Raw genomic sequence first — 12714 nt, forward strand, 5'->3', positions numbered from 1 at the left:
CGACTGCATTGATTAATACGCACAATTTTCCGGATATGAGACTTAGAGCACTGCTACAATCAAATAATCAAGATATTGCTCTGCTAACACCTGAGGAGTGTATCGAGGTACTTACCTCATGGGGAACATATAAGAATGGATGGATAACAATCACGCAATCTGCAACAGGTACATTCATAATTAACTATGGTACGAATGTGAAGGACGTGGTCACTACTTCTATGATTATTTCACAACTGGGCAGCTTTGGTATTAAAGCCACAAACTTTACTAATACCAAGGGTACTGAACTGATTAAAATAAGTGGGTATCCCGGTGTCAGGAAGATTTTGAATGCCCCTGTTTTTGCCGTCAAAAACCCTAAAATTGTAGACTTAGGAATAGGGAGGCTTGGAGTTACAAAATCAATTATAGAAGGTGCCAGAATTACATTTTATGTTGCCGCAGCATACCGAATTCTTGATTATATTTTAAATGATGAAACTACTCTTTCTACATTCATAGGCTCACTGGCCACAGATATCGCAAAAATTGGGATTGTCTCAGCCATTACCTGGGGAACGCAATTAGCTGCTGCAACCCTGACAACTTTTGTGGCAGGGCCGTTAATTGCAGCTGTAGTTGTAGGTTTTATCACAGCCGCTGTCTTAAATGAACTAGACAATAAATTTGGCATTACTGACAAACTGGTCAAACATTTAGAATCAGCTCAGCAAGAATTCGTTTGGCAGGCAAGACAACTTGAAGAAGGCATCTGGGACATCGGCGCAATGTATGCAGATCAAATGCTAAACAAAGGTGTGGAGGTTATAAAATCAGAAATGATGAGATATTTACGATCCTCCCTTAAAGAATTAGCCCCACAAAATTACTGATCAACGAGAATTTCATGAAAAAAAGATTGATTGCTCTTTTAATTGTTTTAATATTTGCAATTGTTATACCAATAATCTCATATTATCAATTAATTGGATGCACCCAATATTTTGAATTTAGTTCAGAAATAATATATAGCAGATTCAGCATAGTGGTTATCCTTGGGCCATTAATTACAATTCCCTTTTCCATCTTAGGTTTTTATGTTATCACCTCTGGAAGATTAGCCCCTGAAGAAGTACAAAGAAAAATAAACAAGTTCGTTATTTACGCATTCGCTTTTATTTTCATATCAACTATTTCTTCCTCGGTTTTATATACCTATTACATTGAGCATAAAGGGTATCATAGATGCAAAAACATTACTCTTGGATGGTCCCCTGGTACATCCATAAAATTTGTAATAGATGAAAAACTTTGCAACAAACATTAAGAAATTTGTAAAAACCAATGAATTAAGACATGCAGGTGTCATAAGGTAAAAATGATGTTGCGGTTTTGGCTTTATGACCTGCGTCCTGTTGATCCTAATTATCTTCAACAAAGTAAGATAACTATCATATCGATATGAATTGCTCCTCCTCTTAATTTTAGCCATCTTTGTTTTACTGAGACCCACTATGGACGATTTAACCCTGCGTTATTTTGACGCTGAAATGCGTTATTTACGTGAGGCGGGTGAAGAATTTGCCCGCGCGCACCCTGACCGCGCTGCCGGACTTAATCTGGATAAAGCCGGTGCCCGTGACCCTTATGTGGAACGCCTGTTTGAAGGTTTTGCCTTCCTGATGGGACGTCTGCGGGAAAAGCTCGATGATGACCTGCCGGAACTGACCGAGGGATTAGTCAGTCTGCTGTGGCCCCACTACCTGCGCACCATCCCTTCCCTTTCGATTGTGGAGTTCGCCCCTGACTGGCAGGGTATGAAAGAACGGATGGTGATGACAAAAGGATTTGAAGTGTTGTCGCGCCCTATCGGCGAGCGGGCCACGCGCTGCCGCTATACCACCACGCAGGACATCGAATTGCTGCCCCTTTCGCTGCAACGTGCTGTGCTGGATACCGAACCCGATGGTCGCTCGCTGATCCGAATGCGTTTCAACTGCGGTGCACTGGCAGACTGGAGCAAAATCAATCTGAGCCATATTCCGCTCTATTTTGATGCCGATGCGCCACTGGCCTGTGCCCTGCATGAAGCTCTGACGCTGAATACCGCCAGACTTTGGGTACGTTTGCCCGGTCAGGCCGATCGTCATCCGCTGGAAGGATTCTTTGCCCCGCAGGGATTTGGTGAAACAGATACGCTGTGGCCAAAAGGTGAGAGTGCGTTTAGTGGTTATCAGTTACTGCTGGAATACTTCACCTTCCGCGAGAAATTTATGTTCGTCGCGCTCAAAGGACTGGAGACAGTTGCCTTACCGGCTGAGCTGAGCTGGTTTGAAATAGATGTCGTGCTGGAGAATCGCTGGGAACACGATTTTTCATTCTCAGAGAAGCACCTTCGGTTGAACTGTGTGCCGGTCATTAACCTCTTTGCGCTGGAGTCCGACCCTTTAACGCTGTCATCGTTGCAGACAGAATACCTGCTACGGCCTATGCGTGTTCAGGACGGTTATACCGAAATTTACTCGGTCGATTCGGTTATTTCGTCCAAGCATTCCGGCCATCAGGTGTATGTGCCCTTCACCAGTTTCCGCCATAAGGGTGGCATGTTGCGTCACGATGCTCCGGAATATTACTACCACACCCGCGTCAGGCGCGGTCCGTCCGGACTGCACGATACCTGGCTGGTGCTGGGTGGCGAAGCTTTCGATAACCATACCGTGCCGGAAAACGAAAATTTGTCCCTGAGCCTGACCGGCACCAACGGCCAGTTACCGCGTAAATCACTGCAAAGTACCGTACTGGATACCACAGTCAAAACCACCAGCGCGAACGTTCGCGTACGCAATTTGTCCGTACCGACCATGCCGTGCTATCCACCGAACCGTGACCGTTTTCACTGGCGGGTACTCAGCCATCTGGGCAGCAGTTTTCTGTGGATGATGGACAACGCCGAAGTCTTACGCGGGACGCTGGCACTGTATGACTGGACAGAAAGTGAGATGAACCGCCGCCGTCTTGAAGCGATTGCCGATGTCCGGCACAGCGAAATCGAGCGTTTTGAACGCGGCTATCTGCTGCGCGGTGTACACATTGAAATCACGCTCGACAGCAATGGATTTGCCGGCAGAGGCGATATTTGCCTGTTTGGCGAAATGCTCAGCCGCTTCTTCGCACTGTATACCGATATCCATCTGTTTAACCGCCTTACCCTGATACTGCAACCGACAGGAGAACGTCTGGAATGGGAAGAGAATCACCAGCCCCGCATTCCCGGCTAAGTGCCAGGCTTGAGCGGGACATCAGTCGGATTAACTTCTACCGCTTCTGTCAGCTTCTGGAAAAACACCAACCGGATGGACCGCAGTTGGGAAGCACCAGCAATCCGGCAGATGATCCGGTGCGTTTCCGGCCACATCCTGGGATGGGTTTCCCGGTCAGTGAGCTGAAAGCGCTGGAAAAGGATGAACATCATCCGGACGCGCCGCTGACCGTTCGCACCACCTTTATGGGGTTATACGGCGTAGATGCCCCGCTGCCGACGGCCTATATCGACGACATCACCCAGCAGCGTGAAGGACATGAAGTACTCGAAGGTTTCCTCGACATTTTCAACCACCGCATCATGACTCAGTTTTATCGCATCTGGCGAAAATACTCTTATCCCGCGACGTTTGAACCAGGTGGTAAAGACAGTACATCTCAAAGTCTGCTGGGTCTGATTGGCATGGGTATTCCCGGCACACAACGGCATTTCGCAACGCCTGCCTCGAGGTTTCTGGCACTTCTCGGGGTAATGCGTCAGCCGGGGAGAACGGCGGAGGGGGTGCAGGCGCTGGTGCGTTTACTGGCACCATTTACCCGCACGGAAGTGACTCCGCATTGCCTGCGCTCAGTACCCATTACCTCTCCGATGGCATTCGCTGGTGAAGGCGCTAACTGGCTGGATGGCGATACCGTAATGGGCGACGAAGGTACTGACGCCAACAGTCAGTTACTGATTTCGCTGTATACCGAAAACGCGGATGAAGCAGAGGAATGGCTGCCCGACGGACCGATTTATGCTGATTTTTTGGTGTTACTTCGTGTTTATCTCGGCTGGCGTTATAAAGCCCGTATCCAGCTGACTGTCCCTGTCCGGCTGTTACCGGCTCCTGTGCTTGGTGACGTTCCTTTCAGACTTGGGCTGACCGGTGTGTTGGGTCTGGAAGAAGGCGGCGCATCTGACGATATCCCTGAATACTTTACCGTGGAGCTTGGTCACTACTGTGGACTGGCGCCTCAAACGCATCAAGAAGGAACGCGACGTGTTATTAAATACCGCCTGGAAAAATAAATTCTGCCTGCCTGCACTGGTCCTGTTATTGAGCGGCTGCGGGCTGACTCAGGCAGTGACAGACGGCACCGTCTCTGCAACCAAATCTATTTTCTACAAGCAAATAAAAGACTTACATTTGGATTTCACTGCCCGTGAAGCCCTCAATACCGATGCCTCTGAGGCGAGTTCTTCCTCACAGCCGGTGCTGGTGCGCGTTTATCAATTACGTGATGATAAAAACTTCCAGAAAACGGTTTATCAGCAGCTGGCGGGAGAAGGCGATGACGCGCTGAAAGATGACTTGCTGGCCAGCCGTAATGTGGTGATTAAGCCGGGCACAGCCATGTCACTCGATATGCCAATGGAAAAGGATGCCAAATTTGTCGCTGTCGTCGGGTTATTCCGTCATCCGGATATGGATAAAAACCAGTGGCGGCTGGTTATGAAAAGGGAAGAACTGGATCCGGATAAAGCGCGTGTTATCGAGCTTGGAAATAATGGTCTGACGCTGCAACCGGTGAAAGACTGATGCCCAACTCACGCTCACCCTCACTTTACGAAATGCTGCTCGGCAACTTTGCCGGCGGCCTCGATCTGCACAACGTCAGCGAAGAGAATCAGGTGATCCTCTCTGTGCTTGATAACATGCAGCGCATTCTTAACTGTCGCGCGGGCACGCTTACGCACCTGCCCGATTACGGCTTGCCGGACATGAGCAAAATCCTGCAAGGGATGCCCGGCACGGCGCACTCGCTGCTGACCACGCTTTCCGGCACGTTACTCAAATACGAACCCCGCCTGAGAAAAATCAATGTGATATTGCTGCCTCAGTCCAGGCCTGGGCACCTCGAATATGCCATCGACGCTGAACTGAAAGACCTCGGGCTGGTGCGTTTCGGAACAGAGTTTATGCCGGAAGGCCGCGTGCTGATGCGTCATATGAAACAACAGAATTACGTCAGTTAAGGAAAACGATTATGTCTATTGAACGCCAGTTGCGCACCGGTGGCGATCCGCGTGCGCTGGCTGATTACGCCGGTTTACGCGAAGAACTGAGTAAACTGACGCATCCGGCGCGTCCGGACGTTGACTGGAAAAAGGTAGAACAGCTGTGCCTGAACCTGTTTCAGCAAAACGGCATAGAGCTGCAAACTGCGTCGTGGTATACCCAGGCCAGAACTCAGCTTATTGGCCTGACGGGGCTGAATGAAGGTCTGGCGATCCTTGAGGCGTTGATCTCCCGTCAGTGGCCTGCGCTGTGGCCGTTGCCGGTTCATGCGCGGATGGAAATTCTGACCGGTTTGAGCCAGCGGCTTCAGCAATCTTTGCGCACCATGACGCTGGAGTATCGCGATCTACCTGCGATTTATCAGGCGGAAAAGCTGATCACGTCGTTGTGTGATGTGCTGCAACGGCTGGAACTGAAACACGCCAGCCAGTTCGACGCATTAGGCACGTTTATGCACGGAGCCGCCGTCCGTCTTGAAAATATGCACGCCGCTACCGATGCTGCCGTAATGCTACCCGCAGCGGCAGTCCAGGCAGAAACTCAGTCCCAAAACGCGCCCAGAGAGCAATGGGTGTATGTCGCGCAGACTGAACCCGCGGAGCCTCAGGTCATCATCGCTCCGCCGCCGCCGGTAAAACGCATAGTCCAGTGGAAGGGATTTATTGCAGGTGTGGCGATCACGGCGCTGGCGGGCATTGGTCTTCAGGCGGGCATCCATGCGTTCTATCGTCCGCAAGCCGCAATGCAACTGACCGCAATGCTGCCGGTTCTGCCGAAACCGCTTAACCCGCAGGCACTTGAAACGCTGAAATCTCAGCAGGCAGATATGCTCAACCGAGAAGCGCCTGCGCTGATTGCAGCGATGCAAAAACAGGTCGACCAGCTGGCAAAAATCTCCCCACGCTGGGCGCAGAACACCGGAACGCAACTGGTAAAACAGACGCAAATCCTCTGGCCGGAAAATCCGGCGACTGAGCAACTGGCAAAAAAATGGTCGCTACAGATGAACGCCAGCGCGATCCCGCTGGAAAACCTTGATGGCTGGAACCAGGCCATTACCCAGTTGCAGCAACTGGCGGATAAATTAAACGGGCTGGATGAGCAACGCGGTAAATACATGACTGTCTCGCAGCTGAAATCCTCCGTATTTGCTATCCAGCAGGCGCTGAACAGCTCGCCGCCGGTGGAGGAATCGCTGCGTAAACTGGCGCAGGATAAACAGCAAAATAAAGATGTTTCGCCGCAGCTGGTGATGCAAACGGATAATCAGTTCACGCAGCTGCTGAACCGGTATGCATTGCTTATGAGCATTTCGCCTGATGCAGCTGATAAAAATATACAGGCTGATCACTAAAAACCAGCATCCGGGCAGCATCAAAATATCGGGTGACTTTTAGCATTTTAAATTACAGAGGACGTATGTCAGCAAAAGAACGGTTTCTAAAAAAGCTGCAAGACAGCCACCCCCACAGCGGCTCATTCGATAACAAAGGTCAGGCGGATATCGCCGAGTTCCGCCAGCGGATGAGCGAACTTCAGGAAAACATGCAAGAGTGGCTGACGGACACCGGCATCAGGGTGGAAAGCACCAGCGTCTCGCTGGTTGAATGCCTGATCGGAGGAAAATCGTTCAGCGTGCCGGGTATTCAGCTGCAGTATGAAGACCGGAAAGTTAAGTTCACGCCGGTATTTTTATACGGGCAAGGAGTGACAGGCTGTGTGGAAGCCAGCCTGTGTAGGCAAGGCGGTGTCACTGTCTTGTGCCGGCTATTTATGCAGGCAGGTGAAAACAGACACTGGACCTGGCGCCCTGCCAATGCGTTCACCGGACCGGGCGGCGCATTTGGCGAAGATGCCTTTTTCGAACTGGTAGAGCGTTTATTACCATGACGCCTTCGGGCGTCATTTTTTTCAACAACACCTGATGAACCCGCAACACAAATGTAAACAAATGCTACAACCATTACCTGAATTGATGCGGTTTTTGCCAAAACAGATGACATAAATTTACATTGCATTAGAAATAAGAATGCGCTGACGCCCTGCCAGATTTAACCTTTTTGTTACCGATTTTGCACACAAAAAGTCATTACCGGATGCAGGGTAATTACATTTGGAAAACATCAAAACTCTTTGATCCAGATCAATGCAACAACATATCCACCCTCTTTTTATGGTTAATCCCTCTCACGCCACCTGATGTCAGAAATTGTTTTCTCCCGCCTCACTCTGTGCCCGACACGAAAGTGTTTCAGCCAGTAATTCCCCCCCGTGATCGTCCCTGTTAATGCCTTCTCCCGCTGTGGTTAAATCCATTCCTCGCGAAACCCCAGCTGTACTGCCCTTTCATTCAAGACTTCACCTGCGAATGTCCGACATCACCGGTTCCCGTACCGGTGCCAGCGTCTGGAAGGGTTATCTGACACACAAAAAGAGGTTGTTATGTTTGGTCTTGATGCGCTAGAACTGGCCCGGATCCAGTTTGCCTTCACCGTCTCTTTTCACATCATTTTTCCCGCAATCACCATCGGGCTGGCCAGTTTTCTGGCGGTTCTGGAAGGGATGTGGCTAAAAACAAAAAAAGAGGCTTACCGCGACCTGTATCATTTCTGGTCGAAAATCTTTGCCGTTAACTTCGGTATGGGCGTGGTCTCCGGTCTGGTGATGGCGTACCAGTTCGGCACCAACTGGAGCATGTTCTCCTCGTTCGCCGGCAGTATTACCGGCCCGCTGCTGACCTACGAAGTGTTAACCGCATTCTTCCTGGAAGCCGGTTTCTTAGGCGTGATGTTGTTCGGCTGGAACCGCGTCGGCCCTGGTTTGCACTTCTTCTCTACCTGCATGGTGGCGCTCGGTACGCTGATGTCGACGTTCTGGATCCTCGCGTCAAACAGCTGGATGCAGACCCCGCAGGGCTACGAGATTGTTAACAATCTGGTCGTTCCGGTCAGCTGGATGAAGATTATCTTCAACCCGTCATTCCCGTTCCGCTTAATGCACATGACCACCGCCGCGTTCCTGGCGTCTGCGTTCTTCGTGGGTTCTGCTGCAGCGTGGCATTTGCTGCGCGGTCGCGACACGCCAGCCATCCGCACCATGTTGTCGATGGCAATGTGGATGGCCCTGATCGTCTCGCCAATTCAGGCGTTTTTGGGTGATGCCCACGGTCTGAATACCCTGAAATACCAACCAGCCAAAATTGCTGCCATCGAAGGCCACTGGGAAAATAAAGACAACAAACCGTCCCCGCTGGTGCTGATTGGTTACCCGGACATGAACCGTGAAGAAACCCGTTACGCGATTGAAATCCCGTATCTGGGCAGCCTGATCCTGACGCACAGCCTGACGCATCAGATCCCGGCGCTGAAATCCTTCCCGAAAGAAGACCGTCCTAACTCGTCCGTCATCTTCTATACCTTCCGCATCATGGCGGGTCTGGGCATGCTGATGATTTTGCTGGGTGTGCTGAGCCTCATCCTGCGTCGTGGCGGCAAAATGTATACCTCTAAATCGTTCCTGCGCTTTGCCTTCCTGATGGGGCCGTCCGGTCTGCTGGCTCTGCTGGCGGGTTGGATCACCACCGAAATGGGGCGTCAGCCGTGGGTGGTTTATGGCCTGCTGCGCACCAAAGACGCGGTATCTAACCATAACGTGTTGCAGATGAGCGTCAGCCTGATCCTGTTCATCGTCATTTACTGCTCGGTGTTTGGTGTCGGTTACGGCTACATGATGCGTCTGATCCGTAAAGGGCCGCAGGCACACGAAGGCGAAAGCGTTGACCACGGTGGTCCTGGCCAGCACCGCACACCTGCGCGTCCGCTGTCTGCGATTTCAGAATCACTGACCGACGAAACTAAGGGAGCTTGATAATGGGTATCGACTTACCGCTGATCTGGTTTTTGATCATCATCTTCGGGGTGATGATGTATGTGGTGATGGACGGCTTCGACCTGGGTATCGGTCTGCTGTTCCCGCTGGTGAAAAAAGAGCACGACCGTGACGTGATGATGAACACCGTTGCGCCAGTCTGGGACGGCAACGAAACCTGGCTGGTGCTCGGCGGCGCGGCGCTGTATGGCGCGTTCCCGCTAGCGTATTCGGTGATTCTGGATGCGCTGACTATCCCGCTGACCCTGATGCTGTTCGGCCTGATTTTCCGTGGTGTCGCCTTTGAATTTCGTTTCAAAGCCAGCCCGGCCAAACGCCACGTGTGGGACAAATCCTTTATCGGCGGTTCTGTGCTGGCGACCTTCTGTCAGGGCGTGGTGCTGGGTGCGGTGATCAACGGTATTCCGGTGGTAAACCGCACGTATGCCGGTGGCGCACTGGACTGGCTGACGCCGTTCACGCTGTTCTGTGGTTTTGCGCTGGTGGTGGCTTACGCCCTGCTCGGCTGCACCTGGCTGATTATGAAAACCGAAGGCGAATTGCAGGAAGCGATGCACAACATCGCTAAACCGCTGCTGATAGTCTTCCTGCTGGTGACGCTTGCGGTCAGTCTTTGGACGCCGCTGACACACAGCGATATCGCCACCCGCTGGTTCTCGCGCCCTAACCTTTACTGGTTCCTGCCGGTACCGGTGCTGGTAGTACTAGTCTCTGCATGGATGTATCGCGCCATCAGCAAAAACGCGCACCACTCGCCGTTCCTGCTGACGCTGGCGCTGGTGTTCCTGGGCTATACCGGACTCGGTATCAGCATCTGGCCGAACATCATTCCGCCGTCTATCTCTATCTGGGAAGCGGCGTCACCTCCGCAAAGTCAGGGCTTTATTCTGGTCGGCGCCCTGTTCATCATCCCTATTATTCTGGTGTACACCTTCTGGAGCTACTACGTATTCCGCGGGAAAGTCACACCGGATCAGGGTTATCACTGAGGAATCGCATTATGAATCTCATCAGAAAAATGGATGACAGCAACATCACTAAGGCCCCGTTCTTAAAACGAGTCGGCTGGATGGCCGTCATCTGGGGCGGCAGCGTGCTGGCGTTATTTGTTGTGGCATCGGTGTTTCATCTGCTGATGTTCGCGGCGGGAATGAGAAGTCATTGAGTGAAAAAGGCCGCCATCATGGCGGCCTTCTGTTTTTTATTTTTCCAGCACCCTTCCGATAAAATCGAGAATATCATCCATCGCTTCCTGACGGGCTTCGGCAGAAGGCATGACGATCAGCTGATCGGAATAGCCATTCATAATGGCGGATAACTGACGGGTAACGCGTCCGGCATCGGTCGGGCGGAACACGCCGCTGTCGATCCCGGCGCGGATAATTTCAGCCAGCAGTTCCAGCCACTTATGCACCATCAGCCGCGCCAGTTCTGCGTAAGCCTCGTTATGCGCCGCCAGCTGCCAAAGCGATCCGTACAACTGCCAGATATCACCCTGCGTATCAGGCAGATAATTGCACACCAGCGTGTGCAATTTTGCTTTGGGATCCAGCAGTGCGATTTCAGCGGAAAACTCTTTCAGCTCCGCCATCATCACTACCGACAGCGCTTCAATGCACAGCGTCTGCCAGTCAGGAAAATAATGATAAATATGGCTGCGGGAAATCCCGACGTACTCCGTCAGCTCGCGCGTCGTGACTTTCTCAATCCCCTTTTCGATAAAGAGACTGATGGCTCCGTCAAGAATCTTAGCCCTTAACGCTTCCCGGTTTTCTTTCATCATTTATCCTGTGCTGGCATTGAGCAACTGCTCAGACCGGCATTTTATCAGGAAGCCCGGCGTGTGCCCACGGACTTACGCAGCACGATTTTCAGCACTACGACACTGGCAATCACCAGCACAGCGGCAGAAATCAGTACCGCCAGAAACGCCTGATCAAACGCGGTTCGTGCCAGGCTGGTCAGCAATGACGCATGCTCAGGGCTGAGATGACCGGCGATGGTTAACGCTTCATCCAGACTGTCATACGCCGTTTCACCGCTGACCAGTCCTTGCGGAAGTGTCAGACTGCGGCTGTAAACGGCCGTCATCAGACCACCCAGCAAGGTGACGCCAAGCACGCCGCCCATTTCCCACGACACATCTTCTATCGCGGCGACCATGCCAGCCTTGTCTTCAGGGGCATTAAGCATGATGGAGGTGGAAGCCGCCGTCACCGCGCCGCCAAGGCCAAAACCTAAAATAAACAGACTGATCAGCTGCATCACCGCGCTGCCATCATAGACCAGTGCGTGAATGACGATGCCGAGCGCAGATATCGCGAAGCCGCCGAGCATCATTTTGCGCACGCCGACACGCGGGATCAGCATACCCGCCAGCGGCGAGGCCAGTGCAGACGCCACCGGGATAGGCAGAATAAACATCGCCGCCATAAACGGCGTCAGGCCGAGCACCAGCTGCAACCGCTGACTCAGCACCAGTTCGATACCGATCAGCGCAATCATTGACGTGATCGCCACGCCCACGCCACAGGCAAAGGCACGATTGCGGAACAGTGAAAAGTCGATCATCGGCTGTACAGCGCGTTTTTGTCTTCTGACGAATAAACCAAGGAACAACAAGCCTGCGGCCGCAGAACCCATAATCACGAGCCAGGACGAATTAATCTGGCTCAGCTCTTTCAGCGCGTAAATCACCCCGACCAGCCCCGCCATCACCAGCGCAGAACCGGTAAAATCGCACGGACGCTGTTTATTGCCTTCACCGCGTGGGATCAGCGCCTGGGCAAACGGGAATACAGCCAGCACAATCGGCACGTTGATCAGGAACACCGAGCCCCACCAGAAGTATTCCAGCAACACGCCGCCGATCACCGGCCCGAGCGCCGCCGCACCTGACGCTACCGCCGACCAGATACCGATCGCCAGCGCACGTTCACGTTCGTTGGTGAAGACATGACGCACAATCGCCAGCGTCGCAGGCATCATCATCGCTGCGCCAATCGCCAGGAACACCCGGGAGGCAATCAGCATTTCAGCGCTGGCAGAAAACGCCGCGCACAGGGAAGCGAGCGCAAACACCGGCAGCCCGCTCAAAAAAAGATTTTTGTGTCCGATACGGTCACTGAGCATTCCTGCGCCCGGTAACAGACCGGCGACCACCAGCGGATAGGCGTTCACTATCCATAATTTTTCCGATGCCGTGGCACCCAGCGCCTGCGTCAGACGCGGTAACGCGGTGTACAGCACGGTCATATCAATGATGATCAAAAAGAGTGTACTGGTGACAATCGCAAGTATCAGCCAGCGGTTATTGACGAACATAAAAATTGCCTCAGATAGATTTTGAGCAAGCGCTCAAGGCCAGCAAGATACTTGAGCAACCGCTCAAACTCAAGCAGCAACTGTCCGCCAGTTGATGAAGCGTTGAAGTAGCGAATGGGGGAAGTTTGGAATTGCAGTTGGCCGCTGCAAAGGAGCGGCTTTTAAAAACAAATTATGATCAAGGTCGTGGGCGTCG

The 12714-nt window shown here is 52.1% G+C and carries 13 protein-coding genes; 11 read left to right on the forward strand and 2 right to left on the reverse strand.

What is annotated here, in order from left to right; genetic code table 11:
• The 11 genes from UC15_RS19380 to UC15_RS19425 form a co-directional block, all read left to right on the forward strand.
• A partial coding sequence (locus UC15_RS19380) for a PAAR domain-containing protein (RefSeq protein WP_112290243.1) occupies positions 1 to 875 on the forward strand: 875 nt, incomplete at its 5' end.
• 14 nt (positions 876 to 889) lie between these two features.
• The gene (locus UC15_RS25705) at positions 890 to 1309 is read left to right on the forward strand and encodes a hypothetical protein (protein WP_157961011.1); all 420 of its coding nucleotides are present in this window, start codon (positions 890 to 892) and stop codon (positions 1307 to 1309) included.
• A gap of 187 nt (positions 1310 to 1496) precedes the next feature.
• Positions 1497 to 3260, forward strand: a complete 1764-nt coding sequence (gene tssF, locus UC15_RS19385; protein WP_112290244.1) for a type VI secretion system baseplate subunit TssF — start codon at positions 1497 to 1499, stop codon at positions 3258 to 3260.
• On the forward strand, positions 3224 to 4315 hold the full coding sequence (gene tssG / locus UC15_RS19390; RefSeq protein WP_112290246.1) for a type VI secretion system baseplate subunit TssG: 1092 nt from the start codon (positions 3224 to 3226) through the stop codon (positions 4313 to 4315). The genes tssF and tssG overlap by 37 nt, the downstream gene beginning before the upstream one ends.
• Positions 4236 to 4826 carry a type VI secretion system lipoprotein TssJ gene (gene tssJ, locus UC15_RS19395; protein ID WP_369964523.1) on the forward strand — a complete coding sequence of 197 codons (591 nt, stop codon included), beginning with the start codon at positions 4236 to 4238 and terminating at the stop codon, positions 4824 to 4826. Before tssG ends, tssJ begins: the two co-directional genes overlap by 80 nt.
• A complete protein-coding gene (tssE, locus tag UC15_RS19400) occupies positions 4826 to 5263 on the forward strand; it encodes a type VI secretion system baseplate subunit TssE (protein WP_112290249.1) in 438 nt (145 codons plus the stop codon). The genes tssJ and tssE overlap by 1 nt, the downstream gene beginning before the upstream one ends.
• 11 nt (positions 5264 to 5274) lie before the next feature.
• Entirely contained in the window at positions 5275 to 6660 is a 1386-nt protein-coding gene (locus tag UC15_RS19405) for a VasL domain-containing protein (RefSeq protein ID WP_112290251.1), read from the forward strand.
• Between the two features lie 65 nt (positions 6661 to 6725).
• Positions 6726 to 7196, forward strand: a complete 471-nt coding sequence (locus UC15_RS19410; protein ID WP_112290253.1) for a hypothetical protein — start codon at positions 6726 to 6728, stop codon at positions 7194 to 7196.
• A 552-nt stretch (positions 7197 to 7748) separates the two neighbouring features.
• A complete protein-coding gene (locus UC15_RS19415; protein ID WP_112290254.1) occupies positions 7749 to 9173 on the forward strand; it encodes a cytochrome ubiquinol oxidase subunit I in 1425 nt (474 codons plus the stop codon).
• A gap of 2 nt (positions 9174 to 9175) precedes the next feature.
• Entirely contained in the window at positions 9176 to 10183 is a 1008-nt protein-coding gene (gene cydB / locus UC15_RS19420; RefSeq protein WP_112290256.1) for a cytochrome d ubiquinol oxidase subunit II, read from the forward strand.
• Positions 10184 to 10194: 11 nt separating this feature from the next.
• The gene (locus UC15_RS19425) at positions 10195 to 10359 is read left to right on the forward strand and encodes a DUF2474 domain-containing protein (RefSeq protein WP_013577857.1); all 165 of its coding nucleotides are present in this window, start codon (positions 10195 to 10197) and stop codon (positions 10357 to 10359) included.
• 36 nt (positions 10360 to 10395) lie between these two features.
• On the opposite strand, the gene UC15_RS19430 is transcribed toward UC15_RS19425, so the two are convergent.
• Positions 10396 to 10974, reverse strand: a complete 579-nt coding sequence (locus UC15_RS19430; protein ID WP_112290258.1) for a TetR/AcrR family transcriptional regulator — start codon at positions 10972 to 10974, stop codon at positions 10396 to 10398.
• Between the two features lie 47 nt (positions 10975 to 11021).
• Positions 11022 to 12518 carry an MFS transporter gene (locus UC15_RS19435; RefSeq protein WP_112290259.1) on the reverse strand — a complete coding sequence of 499 codons (1497 nt, stop codon included), beginning with the start codon at positions 12516 to 12518 and terminating at the stop codon, positions 11022 to 11024.
• Positions 12519 to 12714: the final 196 nt, after the last annotated feature.

The organism is Rahnella sp. AN3-3W3 (assembly GCF_003263545.1).
Classification (GTDB): Bacteria; Pseudomonadota; Gammaproteobacteria; order Enterobacterales; family Enterobacteriaceae; genus Rahnella; species Rahnella variigena.